18 protein-coding genes are annotated in these 17639 nt (G+C 74.0%); 3 read left to right on the top strand and 15 right to left on the bottom strand.

Annotation, left to right across the window (positions count from 1 at the left end; all coding sequences use genetic code 11):
* Positions 1 to 43 precede the first annotated feature (43 nt).
* From ABTY59_RS10135 to ABTY59_RS10105, 7 genes are all read right to left on the bottom strand, one after another.
* Positions 44 to 1309 (bottom strand): exo-alpha-sialidase, encoded by a 1266-nt coding sequence (locus ABTY59_RS10135; protein WP_352018424.1) that lies wholly within the window; start codon positions 1307 to 1309, stop codon positions 44 to 46.
* Between the two features lie 90 nt (positions 1310 to 1399).
* Entirely contained in the window at positions 1400 to 2164 is a 765-nt protein-coding gene (locus tag ABTY59_RS10130) for an ABC transporter permease (RefSeq protein WP_352018423.1), read from the bottom strand.
* The gene (locus ABTY59_RS10125; RefSeq protein WP_352018422.1) at positions 2161 to 3111 is read right to left on the bottom strand and encodes an ATP-binding cassette domain-containing protein; all 951 of its coding nucleotides are present in this window, start codon (positions 3109 to 3111) and stop codon (positions 2161 to 2163) included. The genes ABTY59_RS10130 and ABTY59_RS10125 overlap by 4 nt, the downstream gene beginning before the upstream one ends.
* A 102-nt stretch (positions 3112 to 3213) precedes the next feature.
* Positions 3214 to 3828 (bottom strand): PadR family transcriptional regulator, encoded by a 615-nt coding sequence (locus ABTY59_RS10120; RefSeq protein ID WP_352018421.1) that lies wholly within the window; start codon positions 3826 to 3828, stop codon positions 3214 to 3216.
* A gap of 23 nt (positions 3829 to 3851) precedes the next feature.
* The gene (locus tag ABTY59_RS10115; RefSeq protein ID WP_352018420.1) at positions 3852 to 4394 is read right to left on the bottom strand and encodes a DinB family protein; all 543 of its coding nucleotides are present in this window, start codon (positions 4392 to 4394) and stop codon (positions 3852 to 3854) included.
* Between the two features lie 94 nt (positions 4395 to 4488).
* Positions 4489 to 5946 (bottom strand): aldehyde dehydrogenase family protein, encoded by a 1458-nt coding sequence (locus ABTY59_RS10110; protein ID WP_352018419.1) that lies wholly within the window; start codon positions 5944 to 5946, stop codon positions 4489 to 4491.
* A gap of 62 nt (positions 5947 to 6008) precedes the next feature.
* Entirely contained in the window at positions 6009 to 6881 is an 873-nt protein-coding gene (locus ABTY59_RS10105; RefSeq protein WP_352018418.1) for a Sco1979 family transcriptional regulator, read from the bottom strand.
* A gap of 340 nt (positions 6882 to 7221) precedes the next feature.
* On the opposite strand from ABTY59_RS10105, the gene ABTY59_RS10100 reads away from it, so the two are divergent.
* On the top strand, positions 7222 to 7719 hold the full coding sequence (locus ABTY59_RS10100) for an ATP-binding protein (protein ID WP_352018417.1): 498 nt from the start codon (positions 7222 to 7224) through the stop codon (positions 7717 to 7719).
* Between the two features lie 78 nt (positions 7720 to 7797).
* Here the strand turns inward: ABTY59_RS10100 and ABTY59_RS10095 are convergent, their stop codons facing one another.
* From ABTY59_RS10095 to ABTY59_RS10065, 7 genes are all read right to left on the bottom strand, one after another.
* Positions 7798 to 8010 (bottom strand): DUF397 domain-containing protein, encoded by a 213-nt coding sequence (locus ABTY59_RS10095; RefSeq protein WP_352018518.1) that lies wholly within the window; start codon positions 8008 to 8010, stop codon positions 7798 to 7800.
* Between the two features lie 229 nt (positions 8011 to 8239).
* On the bottom strand, positions 8240 to 8404 hold the full coding sequence (gene rpmG, locus ABTY59_RS10090) for a 50S ribosomal protein L33 (RefSeq protein WP_352018416.1): 165 nt from the start codon (positions 8402 to 8404) through the stop codon (positions 8240 to 8242).
* Between the two features lie 71 nt (positions 8405 to 8475).
* Positions 8476 to 9189, bottom strand: coding sequence for a hypothetical protein (locus tag ABTY59_RS10085; protein ID WP_352018415.1), 714 nt, complete (start codon positions 9187 to 9189; stop codon positions 8476 to 8478).
* Entirely contained in the window at positions 9186 to 9764 is a 579-nt protein-coding gene (locus tag ABTY59_RS10080; RefSeq protein WP_403538523.1) for a SigE family RNA polymerase sigma factor, read from the bottom strand. Before ABTY59_RS10080 ends, ABTY59_RS10085 begins: the two co-directional genes overlap by 4 nt.
* A gap of 99 nt (positions 9765 to 9863) precedes the next feature.
* Positions 9864 to 10451: a hypothetical protein gene (locus ABTY59_RS10075; RefSeq protein WP_352018413.1), complete on the bottom strand. Its 588-nt coding sequence runs from the start codon at positions 10449 to 10451 to the stop codon at positions 9864 to 9866.
* A 104-nt stretch (positions 10452 to 10555) separates the two neighbouring features.
* Positions 10556 to 12610: an FUSC family protein gene (locus tag ABTY59_RS10070; RefSeq protein WP_352018412.1), complete on the bottom strand. Its 2055-nt coding sequence runs from the start codon at positions 12608 to 12610 to the stop codon at positions 10556 to 10558.
* A gap of 102 nt (positions 12611 to 12712) precedes the next feature.
* The gene (locus ABTY59_RS10065; RefSeq protein ID WP_352018411.1) at positions 12713 to 13828 is read right to left on the bottom strand and encodes a DUF2786 domain-containing protein; all 1116 of its coding nucleotides are present in this window, start codon (positions 13826 to 13828) and stop codon (positions 12713 to 12715) included.
* A gap of 207 nt (positions 13829 to 14035) precedes the next feature.
* Between ABTY59_RS10065 and ABTY59_RS10060 the strand changes: the two genes are divergently transcribed.
* The gene (locus ABTY59_RS10060) at positions 14036 to 14785 is read left to right on the top strand and encodes an ABC transporter ATP-binding protein (RefSeq protein ID WP_352018410.1); all 750 of its coding nucleotides are present in this window, start codon (positions 14036 to 14038) and stop codon (positions 14783 to 14785) included.
* The gene (locus tag ABTY59_RS10055) at positions 14779 to 16878 is read left to right on the top strand and encodes an FtsX-like permease family protein (protein ID WP_352018409.1); all 2100 of its coding nucleotides are present in this window, start codon (positions 14779 to 14781) and stop codon (positions 16876 to 16878) included. Before ABTY59_RS10060 ends, ABTY59_RS10055 begins: the two co-directional genes overlap by 7 nt.
* Positions 16879 to 17057: 179 nt before the next feature.
* Here the strand turns inward: ABTY59_RS10055 and ABTY59_RS10050 are convergent, their stop codons facing one another.
* Positions 17058 to 17615: a GNAT family N-acetyltransferase gene (locus ABTY59_RS10050; RefSeq protein ID WP_352018408.1), complete on the bottom strand. Its 558-nt coding sequence runs from the start codon at positions 17613 to 17615 to the stop codon at positions 17058 to 17060.
* Between the last annotated feature and the right edge of the window lie 24 nt (positions 17616 to 17639).

The following is a 17639-nucleotide window of genomic DNA, read 5'->3' as shown; positions in this document are numbered from 1 at the left end:
CGCCCAGGGGGTGCCCGGAGAGTCCCGCCCGGCTCGGCGTTCCTCACAGGCCCCCGGACACGGCCTGGGACTCCTCCTCCTCCCCGCACGCCAGCCGGAACTCCGACCACCGCACCCCGTCCGCCGTCAGCGCGTACCGACAGCGGGACCCCTCGCGCAGCAGCCCCAGCGGGGTGCGGCGGACATGGTGCGTGCCGTCCTTCCGGTCCACGAACGTGCGGCCCCCGTCCGCGCTTCCGTACCCCGACAGCTCCCCGGCGATCTCCACCCGGCCCCCGGGTCCCGGCACCGGCAGCCCCATCAGCGTGCGCGGCTCCGCCACCGGCCCCGTGGTCCACATCCGGCGCCAGCTCCGGCCCCCGTCCACCGAACGGTGCAGCGCCCGCATCCCGTTCTTCACGGGGGCGCCGCCCGTCAACTCCCCCATCTCCGCCGCGTACACCGCGTCCGGGCCCACCGCCACCGCCGTGTACCGCCCGGGGCCGGCCGCGGTGCTCGGCAGCAGCCCCACCGTCCAGCCGCGGCCCCCTTCCCTGGACACGGCGAGCGCCGGCCGGCCGGAGAGCGGGTCCGTGCCCGAGACCCACCAGGACCCGTCGGGCTCCGGCTGCTCCGCCGGCCGGGGGTGCGCCCCGAGCAGCGGCGACCGGGCCAGCGCCCGGCGTCGCCCGTCCTCCGGTGAGACCACCACGAGCCGCTCCCGCGCGCACGCGTCGGGCAGGGCCCCCGCCGGGGCGGCGCAGTCCGTGCCGAGCACCGCCCCCTCGGGTATCCCGGGGACCGTCCCCACCGTGCGCCGGTCGCCCGCCCGCCAGGTCCGGCCGCCGTCCCGGGTGAACCAGGTCCGTCCGCCCGGCCCCACGGCGCCGTCCTCGATCAGCGCCCGGCCGGGGCCGAGCACCAGCAGGTTCGCGGAGACGCCCTCCGTCGCCGGTGTCTCGGGCAGCGGGGAACGCCGCAGCACCCACTCCTCCGCCCCGGCGTCCCGCACCGCGACGTGCTGCCGGCAGAAGCCGCTCTCCGGCGCGGACGGTTCGCTCACGCACGCGGCGAGCAGCGCGAATCCGCTGCCGTCCCGCGCGAAGCCCAGACCGGCCACCCAGCCGGGCAGCCCCGGCGCGGACGGCACCCGGGGCGCCGCCCCGAAGACCCCCGGTCCGGCGGAACCCGCACGCGAACCGCTCCGGTCCGGCCCCGCACCCCCACCGCCCCGGTCCGGACCGGCGCCCGCCCCCGGTCCCGTACACCCGCTCAGTACCGCCCACATCAGCGCCACGACGGCGCCGGCCGCTCCCGCGAGCCTCCGCATCGCCTGATCCCCCTTGCCCTCGGGCGGTCCGCGGTGAACCGCTGCTTTCAATACACCGCTCGCCGCCCCCGGGTTCCCACCTCCGCGCCGCTATTTCCCGAGCCGCCCGAACTTCCGTACCGCCAGCGGGAAGAAGGCCGCCAGCAGCACCAGCGGCCACACCACCGCCGCCGTCACGTGCCCCGGCTCCCCGCCCGGACCGCCGAAGAGATCGCGCACCGCCGTCGCCGTCGCCGACATCGGGTTCCACTCCACGAACGTGCCGAGCCAGCCCGGCATCGAGTCCGGCGAGGCGAACGCGTTGGAGAGGAAGCCGACCGGCCAGACCAGGATCTGCACCGCCTGCACCAGCTCCGCCCGCCCCGCGACGAGGGCCAGGAAGATCCCGATCCACAGCATCGCGAAGCGCAGCAGGAGCAGCAGCGCCAGCGCCCCGAGGGCGGCGCCGAGGCCCCGCTCCGCCCGCCAGCCGATCGCGTACCCCACGCCGACCATCACGAGGAGCCCCACCGCCGACTGGAGCATGTCGGCGGCGGCCCGCCCCACGAGCACCGCCCCGTCGGTCATCGGCATCGACCGGAACCGGTCGATCACGCCCTTGTCCAGGTCCCGCGTCACCGCCGTCATCGTGCCTTCGAGGCCGAAGACCATCGTCAGGGTGAGCATTCCGGGCACCAGGTAGTCGACGTAGTCGCCGTCGACGGTCCGCCCGCCGCCGACCAGATAGCCGAACATGAGCAGCATCATCACCGGGAAGACGAGCCCGACGAGTACCTGCACCGGCCGGCGCGCCCAGTGCGCGAGTTCGCGCCGGGTCATGGTCCAGCAGTCGCTCACCACGTACGCGGCGCTCATGCCGCCACCTCCTTCGCGTGCGCCGTCAGGCGCAGGAACACCTCGTCCAGCGTCGGCCGCCGCAGGGCGATGTCCTCCGCCTCGATCCCGGCCGCCCCGAGCGCCCGGACGGTCTCGGCGAGCGTGGCCATCCGGTCCTCCGCCGGAGCGCTGAGCCGCCGCCGGTCGGCGTCGACGCCCACCTCCGCGCGGTCGACCGGCAGCAGCCCGGCCGCCTCGTCGAGCCGCGCCGCGTCGCGGACGACCACGTCGATGCGGTCGGCCCCCACGCGCGCCTTGAGCTGGTCGGGCGTGCCGTCCGCGACGACCCTCCCCCGGTCCACGACCGAGATCCGGTCGGCGAGCCGGTCGGCCTCCTCCAGGTACTGCGTGGTGAGCAGGACGGTGGTGCCTCCGCCGACGAGCGAGCGGACCGAGTCCCAGACCTCCATGCGCCCGCGTGGATCGAGTCCGGTGGTCGGTTCGTCGAGGAAGAGCACCTCGGGCGCGGTGATCAGCGAGGCGGCGAGGTCGAGCCGGCGGCGCATGCCACCGCTGTACTGCCGGACGGGCTTGCGTCCGGTGCCGGCGAGGCCGAAGCGCTCCAGGAGCTCGTCGGCGCGTGCGCCGGCGCGCCGGGCGCCGAGGTGGTGGAGCCTGCCGAACATCTCCAGGTTCTGCCGGCCGCCCAGCTCCTCGTCGAGGGCCGCGTGCTGGCCGAGCAGCCCGATCCGCCGCCGTACCTCCCGGGCCCCCGTCCGCACGTCGTGGCCCGCGACCCGCACGAGGCCCTCGTCGTGCCGGAGCAGGGTGGCCAGGATCCGTACCGTCGTGGTCTTGCCCGCGCCGTTGGGGCCGAGCAGGCCGTGGACGGTGCCCCGCCCGACGGCGAGGTCGAGCCCGTCCAGGGCGTGCTTCTCCCCGTACCGCTTCCGTGCGCCCTCCACGAGGACCGCTTCCGAAGTCATCCGAATTCCTCCCGAGACTGCGTAGTCAAGTTTGACTAGAACGCGACGACGGAGCACGGTATGCCCTTCCGGAGCGTTAATCAAACTTGATTAGTACGCGGATCAGCTCGCGTACGGGTTCTCCTCGCCCTCCGCGAGCACCCCCACGAAGGGGTCGCCCTCGCCCGAGAACACATACGCCCCGCCCTCGATGCGCTCGATCAGACCGAGCGTCCACGCCTTGCCGGCGTCCGCCGAGTGGACCCACATGTGCATGATCTCGCCGATGTGGCCGAGCTGCTCCGGGCCACCCTCCGGCGTGTAGTACTCCGTGACCGCGACCCGCCACTCGTCGAGCGCCCGCACCCGTCGGCGCAGCAGCTCTGCGGCCTCCTCGCGCGGCAGGTCCACCATGAAGCCGATGGCCGCCGACAGGACGTCCACCTTCTGGTCGTACGTGGTCAGCGCCTCGCGCAGCAGCGCGAAGTACTCCTCCGTGCCGCTCTCCGTCAGCTCGTACTCGACGCGCGGCGGCCCGCCCACGGCGCTCGGCGCGACCTCGTGCGCGTGCAGCAGTCCCTGCTTCGCCATCTGCTTCAGCGCGTGGTAGATCGAGCCGGGCTTGGCGTGGGACCACTCGTGCGCGCCCCAGTACTCCAGGTCGTTGCGCACCTGGTAGCCGTGGGCGCGGCCGTGCTGCTTGACCGCGCCCAGGACGAGAAGTCGGATCGCTGACATGCCTCGATGTTAGTCAACCTTGACTAAACGAGGGCCTTCTCCTCCGCGATCAGCTCGAAGGAACCCTTCCCGTCCAGGGACTCGCGGATCACGTCCGCGTGGCCGGCGTGCCGCCCCATCTCCTGCACCAGGTGCAGCAGCATCCAGCGGACCGACACCCGCCCGTCCTCCGGGAACCAGGGCGCGGGCGGCAGCGGGAAGGTGTCGTCCAGGCTCGGCACCGAGCGGACGAAGACCTCGGTCTCCTTCACCACATCGTCCCAGAACGCGAGGACGTCAGGGATCGTCTCCCCGTCCACGAGCCGGAAGGCCTCGCCCCAGGTCTCCTCCGTGCGCTGCCGCTCGTTCGGCTGCTCCTGGGCCAGCCGCAGCCAGCCGAGCTCCACCTCCGCGACGTGCTTGGCCAGCCCGGAGAGGCTGAGCTCACTGGCGCTGGGGCGGCTCGCCGCCTGCTCCTCGGTGAGCCCGAGGAGCGAGCGGCGGACCGCGGCGCGCTGGGCCTCGATGAAGTTCAGGAACGCGCCGCGCTCGTCGCCGTGGGCCTCCGTGGGAACAAGGGCAACCATGATCTCCGCCTTTCGTGGGTGCGGCTTCTTCGACAACCCCCACGCTACGGACCCTTGCGGACAGTTCCGGTCCTCAAGCAGAAACCGAAGCGGATCAGAACGGGAAGCGGCTGCGGCCGTGCTGGATCGAGATCCACTTCTGGGTGGTGAAGGACTCCACCATCGCCTCGCCGTTGAGCCGCCCCACGCCCGAGTGCTTCTCGCCGCCGAAGGGCACGATCGGCTCGTCGTGCACGGTGCCGTCGTTGATGTGGATCATGCCGGTGTGGATGCGCTTGGCGACCCGCACGCCCCGCTCGACGTCCCCGGTGTGGACGGCGCCGCTGAGCCCGTACGGGGTGTCGTTGGCGATCCGTACGGCCTCCGCCTCGCCGTCGAAGGGGACGATCAGCGCGACCGGGCCGAAGATCTCCTGGCTCAGGACCGGGGAGTCGGCGGCGATCCCGGTGAGGACGGACGGGGAGACGAGGTTGCCGTCGACCGTGCCGTGCAGCAGCGCCGTCGCGCCCGCCGCGACCGTCTGGTCGACGATCGCCGAGACGGACTCCGCCTGCTGGGAGTTGATGAGCGGACCGATGTGGGTGGCGGGGTCGGCCGGGTCGCCGACGCGCAGGGTCTTCACCTTCGCCACGAACTTCTCGGTGAACTCCTCCTCCAGGGTGCGGTCGACGAGGATGCGGTTGGCGGCCATGCAGACCTGACCCTGGTGCACGAAGCGGCTGAAGACGGCCGCGTCCACCGCGTAGTCGACGTCGGCGTCGTCGAGGACGATCAGGGCGCTGTTGCCGCCCAGTTCGAGGACGGCGTGCTTGAAGTTCTGCGCGCAGACCGTGGCGACGTGCCGGCCGACCTTGTCGGAACCGGTGAAGGAGATGACCTTCGGGACCGGGTGGGTCAGGAGCGCGTCGCCGATCTCGGCGATGTCGGTGACGACGACGTTCAGCAGACCGGCCGGCAGACCGGCCTCCTCCAGGACCTTCGCGACCAGCGTGCCGCCGCAGATCGGGGTGTTCTGGTGCGGCTTGAGGACGACGGCGTTGCCGAGCGCGAGCGCGGGCGCGACCGACTTGAGGGAGAGGAGGAAGGGGAAGTTGAAGGGGGAGATGACGCCCACGACGCCGACGGGGACGCGGTAGACGCGGTTCTCCTTGCCGTCCACCGGCGAGGGCAGGATGCGCCCCTCGGGGCGCAGCGCCAGCTGGACCGCCTCGCGCAGGAACTCCTTGGCGAGGTGCAGCTCGAAGGCCGCCTTGAGGCGGGTGCCGCCGAGCTCGGCGACGATCGTCTCGGCGATCTCCTCCTCGCGGTCCTCGACGATCCGGAGGGCGCGCTCGAAGACGAGCCGGCGCGTGTAGGGGTTGGTCTCCGCCCACGCGGTCTGGGCACGCTCGGCGGCCCGGTAGGCGCGGTCGACCTCACCGGCGGTGGCGACGGTGATCGAGGCGAGCTTCTCGCCGGTGTACGGGTTGAAGTCGATGATGTCCCACGAACCGCTGCCGGGCTTCCACTCGCCGTCGATGTACTGGTGGGCCAGGTCGGTGAAGTGCGACATGGTGGAGACCCCTCTACCCGCTACCTGCAGTGCGACTGATGTGGCGTCATCGTACTGATGTATCAGGAGAGTTGAAGGAGGCCTCGGAGAAGGTCACGACTTTCGGCCGGATCCGGCCCGTCCTGCTGGAGCTTCTCCATCACGCGCTGGTACTGGGCGACCTCCTCGCGCTTGTCGAGGTAGAGGGCGCTGGTGAGCTGTTCGAGGTAGACGATGTCGGAGAGGTCGGACTCGGGGAAGCTCAGCATCGTGAAGGCGCCGCTCTCGCCGGCATGACCTCCGAAGCTGAAGGGCATGATCTGGAGCGTGACGCCGGGATGCTCGGAGATCTCGATGAGGTGCCGCAACTGCCCCCGCATGACGGACCGGTCGCCGTAGGGGCGACGCAGCGCCGCCTCGTCGAGGACGGCGTGGAACTGCGGGGCGCGTTCGGAGACGAGGACCTTCTGGCGCTCCAGGCGCAGGGCGACCCGGCGGTCGATCTCGGCGCGCGGGGCGTCGGGCATGCCCCGGGTGACGACGGCCTGGGCGTAGGCCTCGGTCTGCAACAGGCCGTGGACGAACTGCACTTCGTAGACGCGGATGAGGGAGGCGGCGCCCTCCAGGCCGATGTACGTCTGGAACCAGCCGGGGAGGACGTCCCCGAAGCTGTGCCACCAGCCGGCGACGTTGGCCTCGCGGGCGAGACCGAGGAGCGCACCGCGCTCGGCCTCGTCCCCGACGCCGTAGAGGGTGAGCAGATCCTCGACGTCCCTGGCCTTGAAGCTCACCCGGCCCAACTCCATACGACTGATCTTGGATTCGGACGCGCGGATCGAATACCCGGCCGCCTCGCGGGTGATCCCGCGCGACTCGCGCAGCCGCCTCAGCTGGGAGCCCAGCAGGATGCGCCGCACCACGCTCCCGCTCGCTCCGCTCGATTCGCCTGCGGTCACGGCTCTTCGCCTCCCCTATACGGTGTCGAGCCCCCGTCGAGCCCCGGATTCTGCCATCAAACGCTTCAGCGCGTACACATTCGATTACGGAAAGGGGACGACTTCCGGGCATAGGGGCGCACACCACGGGCACAGTGCGTGCGGATCCGGGAAAGTTCCCCTCATCGTGTGGACGACTTATGCACAGATTCGGCACGTGGGCGGACAGGTCCGGCGCGTGCACGTGCATCTGCCCTTGCATCCAGTGGGCGCATTCGGAACCATGGAGCCCGCGCAGACGCGTACTCGTTCGTGTTGTCGTGTTGTCGCACCACAGTCGCGATTCCCGGGAGTGCCTCGCATGGGGACGAATGGATCGACCGTGCTCGAGCCGTTACGGCAGGGCCTTCCGCCGATCGATCCCGGCGCCGTCTCCACCTCCGCCTCCTGCGCCCTGCCCGCCAAGTACGAAGCCGTGCGCGGGGCCCGCAAGTTCACCAGCGCCACGCTCGACCGCTGGGAACTGTCGGAGCGCTTCGACGACGTGGCCCTGGTCGTCTCCGAGCTCGTCACCAACGCGCTGCGTCACGCGGTGCCGTCCGACGCGCCCCAGGAAGAAGGCCAGAACCCACCGGTCCGGCTGCATCTGATGCGCTGGGCCTCGCGCCTGGTGTGCGCCGTGCGCGACCCCAGCCGCGAGAGCCCGGAGGCGCGCGGCGGCGAGGAGGACTTCGCCGCCGAGTCGGGGCGGGGTCTGTTCCTGGTGGACTCGTTCAGCGACAGCTGGGGATGGCACCCGCTCGCCGGCACGCTCCAGGGCAAGGTGGTGTGGGCGCTGTTCCGGATCGGACCGGAATAGCGCGACGGGCAAGACGAAAAGACAAGGGGAAGGGCCCCGACGGAAACCGTCGGGGCCCTTCTCGCGTCTCATCGGGTGTCACACCAGGTGGTCGAACTCGCCGTCCTTGACGCCCAGCAGCAGGGCCTCGATCTCGGCGGGCGTGTAGACGAGCGCCGGCCCGTCGGGGTGGCGCGAGTTCCGCACGGCGACCTCACCCCCGGGCAGCTTCGCGAACTCGACACAGGACCCCTGGGAGTTGCTGTGCCGGCTCTTCTGCCACACGACTCCTCGCAGCTCCGTGGCCGCCATGCCGTTGTACGCGTGATGCGCATGATGCACTGGTAGCTCCCCGAGTTGCTTGGTGCAGGTGTCAACTTCCTCGGATCATAGCTGTGTTCATATGCGGATGCATGAGCAGATGCACGTGCACAAGGGGTGGCGTAGCGACTACGCGACAGAGCGTGCTACCGGTGGGTAAGCGTCCGCCTGACAGGGCTTCAGCAGAGGTCAGGCGTCCGGGCGGCACCGCTTGTGCGGGTCAGCGCTCCTCTCGGAAGTCGACGTGCCGGCCGGCGACCGGGTCGAACTTGCGCAGGGCGAGGCGGTCGGGGTCGTTGCGCCGGCTCTTGCGGGTGACGTAGGTGAATCCGGTGCCGGCGGTGGACCGGAGCTTGACGACGGGGCGGAGCTCATTGCGTGCCATGCCGTGCATGGTAAACGAAAATGAATCCCATTGCCAGTAATCTGTTCGGAGACGGGTCCAGGACAGGTCCTTCAGTCGCCCAGGACGGCCAGGCGGGTGCCCGCGCGGTCGTAGAGCGTGACGGTGGTCGCCGCGAACGTGACCCCCGCGCCGGTGTGCGCGTACCAGACGCCCCAGCCAGGGCGGCCGGGCAGTTCGACCAGGGTGGCGAGGACCCGGCGTCCCCCGGGCGCGGTCAGCTCGACCCGGCCCGCCGCCCTCGTCCCGTAGTACAGCCCCGAGTGGAAGGCTCCCTCCGGACCGCCCTCGCTCTGATGACTCACGCCCGGCCGCGAACCGTCGAGGTTGCCGTCGGACACGCTCCGGAAGTTCTCCAGGCCGTCCGGGCCCGCCCAGTGCTTGCCGTCCGCCGTCAGCCACACCCTGAACCCCTTCCCGGCGTCCACGCGCTCACCGAGACGGACGGTACGGACCGGGGTCGGGGCCTGCGTGGGCCGGACGACGGGCGACGGCGCCGCCACGCGCGCGGGTGCCGGCGGGGACGGCCGCACGGGGACGAGGGCGACGACCGCCGCCACGGCCGCGGCCGTCCCCAGCACCGAGAGCGCCGACAGGCCCGCCGTCCGGCGCCGCCTTCGCGCCCGGCCCGCGCGCCGCACGGCCTCCAGGGGCAGCGGCCCCGGGGTGACGTCGAGCGCCACGCGCGCGAAGACGGCGCGGACGTCGCCGTCCACGTGCGAAGACGGGGACGGGTCGCCGGGGTCCGGCAGGGGAGTGGGGTTCATCGTCGCGCTCCGGAAGAGACGGGGAGGGGAAGGGCTGAGGCGACCGGCCCGGCGGCGCCGTCGGCGGGCGCGGCGGCGAGTCGCGGGTGGGCACGCAGCGCCGCCAGGCCACGCCGGGCGTGCGACTTGACCGTGCCGAGCGAACAGCCCAGCACGCTCGCGATCTGCTGCTCCGTCAGGTCCTCCCAGTAGCGGAGCACCATCACGGCACGCTGCCGGGCGGTGAGGTCCGCCAGGGCGGCGAGCAGCGCCGCGCGTTCCTCGACCGCCTCCGCGTGGCCCGCCGAGGTGTGGCGGAGCGACTCCGGCAGCACCGGCGTCAGGAGGTGGACGACCCGTTTCCTGCGGAGCCTGCTCAGGTTGTTGTTGATCAGCGCGCGGCGCACGTAGAGGTCGATCTCGGCGCGGGGGACCCGCCGCCAGCGTCCGTACACCTTGGCCAGCGTCGTCTGCACCAGGTCCTCGGCCTCGTGGAAGTCCCCGGTCAGGAGCTGGGCCGTGCGGACCAGCCGGGGCCAGGCGGCGACGGCGAACTCGGCGAAGCCGTCGTCCTCGGTGGCGGACTCCTGCGGCACGGTGGGCGGCACGGTGTCGGACCTCGCGATCTGTCGGTGGGGGGGTGGCGTGGGGCCCGCCCCGTGCCGGGCCCCACGCCGTGGCGTCCGTACGCCGGGTCAGTGCGTCCAGGCCGGCAGGTCGGCCAGGAGCCTGCCGGCACGGTCGTACAGCGCCACGGCAGGACTGTCCTTGGACGGCCCGGTGTGGGCGTACCAGACGCCCCAGTCCGAGTGTCCCGGCAGCGCGACGAGCGTGGCGACGGTCTTGTGGCCCCCGGCGTCGGTGAGTTCGACGCGGCCCGCCTTCTTCGTCCCGTAGTAGAGGCCCGAGTGGAACACGCCGGCCCCGTCGCCCTCGCTCTGGTGGCTGACGCCGGGCCGCGAGCGGTCGATGTTGCCGTCGACGACGCTGCGGAAGTTCTCGAAGCCGTCCGGTCCCGCCCAGTGCTTGCCGTCCTCGGTGAGCCACACCGTGTACCCGCGCCCGGCGTCGACGCGCTCGCCGGAACGGACGGTGCGGATCCGGCTGGGTGTGGCGGTCCCGGCCGGCGCGGCGGACTTCGCCGCGGCCGTGGTCCCCGCCGGGGCGGGCGCGGCGGCGGCCGGCGCGGTGCGGGCCTCCGCGGACGCCGCTCCCACCGCCGACGGGGCCGCGATCACCGCCGCGGCCACGACACCGGCGGCCGCGAGCAGATACCTCTTCATCCGGTTGCTCCTGGGGATCTCATGGGGATCGCGCCCCTTCGCGCGTCCCTCCTCACCCCTTTCAACTCCGCCGTCCGCACCGCCGGATGACGTGCCGCCGGAACTCAGTGGTGCCGCCTCGACTCCGTCAGGGCCGTCGTGAGCTCCTCCAGGCACTCCAGGAGCAGCGCCGCCCCCTTGTCGAGGAGGAAGTGGTCCGGCGGTACGGCGGACCAGGCGGTGACGGTCTCGCGCAGGTCCTCCCAGTGCGGCTCCCCGCGCTCCCGCACCTCCTTCGCGCCCCGCTCCGTCGACCGGCGCAGGGCCTCGGCGAGGGTCGCGGCGGCCGGCAGGGGCGGGGCGCCGCGCTCCGGCAGGTGCGCCTCCAGGAGCATCGCCACCCGGCCGAACTCCGCGAGCGCGTGCTCGGCCTGCTCCACCGCCGCGTGCGAGAGCCCCCGGTGCCGCACCGGTTCGTGGGTCGCCCGGTCCACCGCCTCCTGCCAGGCCACCCGGGCCGCGCGGGTCCGCAGCAGCGCCTCCCGCACGTCGGGGCTTGCCGGTCCGGCCGGGTCCGCGTACCGGGCGGTGACGACGGCCGCGTACGCGCCGACCGACGCCAGCCAGTCCGCGAGCCGGCCGCGCAGCCGGGGCGTCTCCCAGGCCGGGTAGACGGCGTACGACAGCATCGCGAGGAGCCCGCCGAGCAGGGTCAGCAGGACCCGGTCCCGTACCGTCTGGGTCAGGCCGGCGCCCTCCATGCCGAGCAGGAAGACGACGTACGCGGAGACGCAGACCTGGGCGACCGCGTACCCCGTCCGCATCAGCAGGTACATCCCGAAGGCGCACACCACCGCGAGCGCGGCGGACAGGTACGTGCCGGGGTGCGCCGACCGCACGACCGCCGTCGCGAGCGCCACGCCGACGAGGGTGCCGCCGAACCGCGCAACCGAGCGGGCGTACGTCTGCGTGAAGTCCGGGCGCATCACCATCACCGAGGCCATCGGCGCCCAGTAGCCGTGCCCGAAGGGCAGCCACGCGCCCAGCAGATAGCCCGCGGCCGTGACCGCCGAGACGCGGACCGCGTGCCGCAGGACCGGGGAGTCGGGACGCAGTTCGGCGCGCGCCTTCGCCACCGCGAGGGGCGCGAGACCGAAGAGGGTCGGGCGGGTCCTCAGGGCGTCCGACGTCTCCGTGCGCGGTTCCGCCGTCTCGACGACGTCGCCGAGCAGCGCCGCCAGACGCCCGGCCGCCCGGCGGGAGGGGCCCTTGAGGATCGCGCCCGTGTCCGGGGTGCGGAGGGCGGCGAGCGCCGGCGGGGGCAGGGTGACCGGTTCGCCGTGCCGGATCGCGTGCGCGGCGGCGTCCAGGACGTCGGCGGCCGCGCCGAGCAGTTCCCGCACCCGGGCCCGCTGCGGCCCCTCCTCCGGCACGCCGACCGCCGGGTCCGCCAGCGAGGCCAGGACGGGACGGATGCGCTCCGCGAGCCCGCGCGCGCCGTGCAGCTCGGCCGGGCGGGTGCGGGCCTGGCGGGGCGTCACGGCGGCGGCGTTGCGGGCGGTCATGAGCGGTACGGGGTCGAACGGGGCGACCGGGTCGTGGCGGAGCCGGCGGGCGTAGTCCGCCTCGGCGGCCAGCGCGTCCGCGAGGGCGTCGCGCTGGGCGCCCCAGCGGCGGACCGGCAGCAGGACGACCAGGGCGGCCTGGACGACCCCGCCCGCGAAGATCACGGCGGCGTGGCCCGCGGCGGTGGCGACGGAGGTCGGGAGGGTGACCGTCACCAGCATGATCGCCACGTTGGAGGAGGCGATGATCCCGGCGGTCGGGCCCGCGGCCCAGGCGAGCCCGGACAGGAACGTCCACAGGACGAGCAGGGCGAGGAAGAGGCCCGTGTGGGCACCGGTCAGATAGCCGAGGAACGTCGACACGGCGAGGCTGGCGCCGGAGGCGAGGGCGAGGGTGGGGCGGGGGTGCCAGGAGCGCTGGAAGGTGGCGATGGCCGCCTGGAAGGCGCCGAAGGCCGAGGAGGCGGCGACGGCGGGGCCGAACAGGGCGAGCGAGAACCCGACGACCAGGGCCAGGCCGAGGGCGCCGCGGGCCGCGATGACCGGTTCGAGCCGCCGCCGCTCCACGCTGAGCCCGGAACGGGCGGTCTGCTTCAGGGCCCGGAACCAGCTCATGCGCAGAGCGTATCGACGAACTCGGACTTAACGGGCATTAGACCGGGGCGCCCCCAGGCGGTGTCCTGGCGAGCGAGCGCGGCCTGATCACCGAGGCGCCCCCTACGGCAGACGGGGGCGGTTCGGGTGGAGGCCCGCCCGGTCCGCGGCCGTGGAGCCGTCCGTCCAGCCCGCCTCGTCCCACGCCGCGCGGACCCGGGTCGTGCGGGTCTCCGGGAAGAGTTCGTCCGTCCGCGCGCCCACCGCCACGTCCCGGGAGGCCAGCGCGGGCAGCAGCGTCGGCGCCTCGGCCGCGACCCGGCGGGACGTCGCCGAGAGGCGGGCGCCCAGCCGGTTCGCGTAGGCGAGGAGGAAGGACTGCCGGAAGGACTTCGTGCGCTTCCGGCCGCCCGCCCGCTGCTCCGCCTCCGCCCGTGTCATCGCCGCCGTGCCCTGCACGAGCAGCGAGGTGTAGAGCAGCTCCACCGGATCCAGGTCCGCCTCGAAGCCGACGACCGTCGAGAAGCCGTACGCCTCGTTCCACACGGCCCGGCAGTGGTTCGCCGTCGCCACCGCGTCGAGCAGGATCGCCTTCGCCTGCTCGTACGGCGGCTCCACCCCGATCCGGATCGCGCCCGGCGTCTCCGGGCTCGGCGCGCCGGCCGCGAGCGTGGCCTCGTCCAGACTGTGCCGGGCCATCAGCTCCTGCGCCTTGGCCGTCAGCGCCTCGGCCTCCTCCGGGTACCCGGTCGCCTCCGCCTTCGCGAGCAGCGCCCTGATCCGCCCGAGCATCCGGGGCTCGCCCGCCGCCGCCGGCGGCAGGACCTCCCCCGGCACCGGGCCGACCGCGTCGAGCCGCGGCAGCCGGACCAGCAGCCGGTACAGCTCCAGGACGGCCGTCGCCCGCGCGAAGCGGTCCGTCGGGCGGAGGGCGCCGGCGTCCAGGTCGTCCAGCTGGGCCTGCCAGCGGTGCGGGAGGCGCGCATAGCCGGCCGTCTCCGACCTGATCAGCCCCGCCAGGAGCCGTACGTGCTCGTCGGGGAGCTCGCGCCGCGCCACGCGCGCCAGGTCGGCCGGCTGCCAGCCCCGACCCCACAGGGTCCGCACGAACTCCTCGCCCCGCCGCGTCAGTTCCGCGTCCGCGCCCGGGGCGGCGGCCAGGATCGACGCCGCCGTGTCGAGGGAGCCGTCGTCGCTCGCGTACAGCGCCTCGAAGGCCTTCTCGACGGTGGCGTTCACGCCGCTCCCCTCGCGTCCCGCTCCTCGCGCGACCGCCGGAGCTCCACGTGCCCCTTTGACATCAATGTGCCTCCTTACGCACTCCCCCGCCTCCGCACACGATGGTCTCAGCCCTCTCGACCCGAGCCGGAGGGTAGGGCCAGGCCTACCCTCGGGACGCCCGCTGGTGGTCGTGAACGCGGACGGACGAAACGGTTCGCTTGAGCCATGACCACGACCGCCGCCGTACGGCTCCGCCGGCTCACCCGGCACCACCGCGACGTCCGCGCCCTCGACGGCGTCGACCTCGACTTCCGCACCGGGACGTTCACCGCCGTCATGGGCCCGTCCGGCTCCGGCAAGTCCACGCTCCTCCAGTGCGCCGCCGGACTCGACCGGCCCACCTCCGGGACGGTGGAGGTCGGCGGCACCGCCCTGGAGGGTCTGAGCGAGCGGCGTCTGACGCTGCTGCGGCGGGACCGGATCGGCTTCGTCTTCCAGTCCTTCAACCTGCTGCCCTCCCTGACCGCCGCGCAGAACGTCGCCCTGCCGCTCCGGCTCGCCGGCCGCCGCCCCTCCCGCACGGAGATCCGGGAGGCACTCGCGCGCGTGGGTCTGGCGGGGCGGGAACGGCACCGGCCCGGCGAACTCTCCGGCGGCCAGCAGCAACGGGTGGCGATCGCCCGCGCGCTGATCACCCGGCCGGCCGTCCTCTTCGGCGACGAACCGACCGGCGCGCTCGATTCGACGACGAGCCGCGAGGTCCTCGACATGCTGCGGGACCTCGTCGACCGGGACGGCCAGACGATCGTCATGGTCACCCACGACCCGGTCGCCGCCTCCCGCGCGGACCGTGTCGTCTTCCTGGTCGACGGAAGGGTCGCGGACGAACTGACGCACCCGGCGGTCGAGACGGTCACGGCACGGATGGCCACCCTGGAGACGGCGGGCGTCCCCGTGGGAGGTGCGGCGTGCTGACCGTCGTCCTCTCCGGGCTCCGCGACCGCTGGGCCTCCTTCCTCGGCGGGTTCGTCGCGCTCGCGCTCGGCGTCGGGCTGCTCACCACCATGGGGCTCGGCCTCTCCGCCACCTCGCACGCGCCCGAGCGTCCTCCCCAGCGGTTCGCGTCCTCGCCCGTCGTCGTCCAGGGCCAGGACCGGCTGACCCTGGACGTGCGGCGCGGGCCCGGGACCGCACCCGTGGAGCAGCGGCTCGACCGTCCACAGCCTGTGGACGGCCGGGTGCTCCGCGCACTCCGCGCCCGCTGGACCGTCACCACCTCCGGCGGCCCCGACGCCGTCGGCGTCGACGCCCCCGCCGCCGAGGTCCGCGCGCTCGTCGGCGACCGCGCCCGGGTCCTCACCGGCGACGCGCGCGCCCAGGCCGACCCCGACCCCGAGCGGGACGCACGCGCCCTCGTCGGCCTGGGCGCGCTCCTCGGCACCGCAGGCGGCGTCACCACCTTCGTCTCCGTCTTCGTCGTCGCCTCCACCTTCGCCTTCGCCGTCGCCCTGCGCCGGCGCGAGTTCGGGCTCCTGCGCACCGCCGGGGCCACCCCCGCCCAGATCCGGCGGCTCCTCCTCACCGAGGCGGCGGTGCTCGGCACACTCGCCTCCGCCGCCGGCTGCGCGCTCGGCGCCCTCGGCGGGCCCCTCCTCGCCCGGACCCTCGTCGACGGCGGCCTCGCGCCCGCGTGGTTCACGATCGGCGCCCCCTCCTGGCCCTCCTGGCCCTTCCACGCGGCCTTCTGGACCGGGGTCGCCGTCGCCCTCGCCGGGTCCGCCGCCGCGTCCCGGCGCGCCGGGAAGGTCGGCCCGACGGCCGCGCTGCGCGAGGCGGACGTCGACACCGACGTCCTGCCCCTCGGCCGGGCCGTCCTCGGCACCGGCCTGCTCCTGGCCGGGATCGGGCTCCTCGCCTGGACCTGCGCCACCGACCCGTCCGCGCTGCTCAAGCGGAAGACGTACACGACCCTCCCGATGCTCCTGATCACCGGCGTCGCGCTGCTCTCCCCGCTCCTCGTCCGGCCGGCCGCCCGGCTGGCCCGGTCACGCGGGGCGGTGGGGACGCTCGTACGGGAGAACAGCGCGGCCGCCGTCCGCCGCACCGCCGCCGTCGCCGCGCCCGTCCTCGTGACCGTGGCGCTCGCCGGGAGCCTGTTCGGCTCGGCGGCGAGCGTCACGCGCGCGAAGGAGGCCGAGAGCCGGGAGCAGACGGCCGCCGAGTACGTCGTGAGCGGCGAGGACCTGCGGCCGGTGACGGCACCGCCCGGGGCCCTGCTGTCCCCCACCGGGGCGACCTCCGTCTTCGTACGGGACGGGGACTCGGCCGTCGTGAAGTACGGGGCGCGGGCGGTCGCCGACCCGGCCGCCTTCGCGGAGCTGGCACGGCTGCCGGTGACCGCCGGGGACCTGAGGGACCTGGACGACACGTCGATCGTCGTGAACGAGGAGTTCGAGCGGCACCGGGTCGGCGAGACGGTCGAGGTGTGGCGGGCCGACGGGAGCGGTCCCGTACGGCTCCGGGTCGTGGCCGTCCTCGCGCTCGGGACCGGCGACAACGGGCCGTACGTCACCCGGGCCAACGCGCCGGGCGCCGGCGTCGACCGGATCGACGCGCGCGGCGGCGGGGCGGCGACGGCACGGGCCCTGGAGGCGAGCGGAGGAACGGCCCCCGCGCGCGTGGGGCACGGCACGCGCGAGGCCCGCCTGGGCATGGCCCTGGTCCTGGGCATCGCCCTCGTCTACACGGTCATCGCCCTCGCCAACACGCTCCTCATGGCGACCTCCGTACGGGGCGGGGAACTGGCCTCGCTCCGCCTCGCCGGCGCCACCCGGGCCCAGATCCTGCGGGTCGTGACGGGCGAGGCGACCCTGGCGGTCGTGATCGGCGCGCTCCTGGGCCTCGCGGTGACGGCGGTGGTCCTGGGCACGCTGGGAGCGGCCCTGGCGACCCTGTCGGCGCCGGTGGCGCTGGTCCTGCCGTGGGGGACGGTCGGCGCGGCGGCGGCCGTGTGCGGGACGGTCGCGGTCGCCGCCTCGGCCGTCCCCGCGTGGCGGCTCACGCGATGAGCGGCGATGGTGGGACGACGGGGCGGTGACCGGGGTCGGAGCCGGGTCACCGCCCCGCCCGCGGCGCACGGCCGGCCCACCCCCGTGGGACCGGCAGCGCGCCGGCTCGCACCCCGTGTGGGCAGGCGTCCGGCATGGGGCCCCGCCCTGGGGCCGCGCGGGCATACGGGACGGCACGGTCACCGCGTCGCGGCGCCGCGCCAGTCCGGGGCCAGGACCGACCAGATCTCCTCGTCGTGCCGAACCCCCCGGTACGGGTAGCTCTCCCGCAGCACCCCGTCCCGCGTCATCCCCAGCCGTCGCGCCACCGCGATGCTCGGCTCGTTGTCCGAGGAGACCACCCACTCCACCCGGTGGATCCCCCGCACCTCGACGGCCCAGTCGATCAGCGCCCGGGCCGCCCGGGTCACCAGGCCCTTGCCGACGCCCGCCGGCTCCAGCCAGCAGCCCGCCTCCGCCGTGCCGTCGGCCGCGTCGAACCTGCGGAGGATCACCGCGCCGACGAGCGTGCCCTCCGACCAGATGCCGTGGATGCGTCCGGTGTCGGCCGCCGCCCTCTCGGCGTACGCCCGCAGGAACGCCCGGCTCGACTCCAGGTCCGTCACGACGTCGGGGAGCCCGTTCCGGGCGCCGATGAACTCCCGTCCCCGGTCCATGTGCGCGAGGAACTCCTCCGCCTGCCACGGTTCGAGCGGGCGCAGCTCCGCGCCGTCGTCGCCCAGGGACATCGCGTACATCGGCATCGCTTCCTCACGTCACGG

Source organism: Streptomyces sp. NPDC096079 (assembly GCF_040303145.1).
Lineage (GTDB): Bacteria > Actinomycetota > Actinomycetes > Streptomycetales > Streptomycetaceae > Streptomyces.
This window is presented reverse-complemented; position numbering and strand designations above follow the sequence as displayed.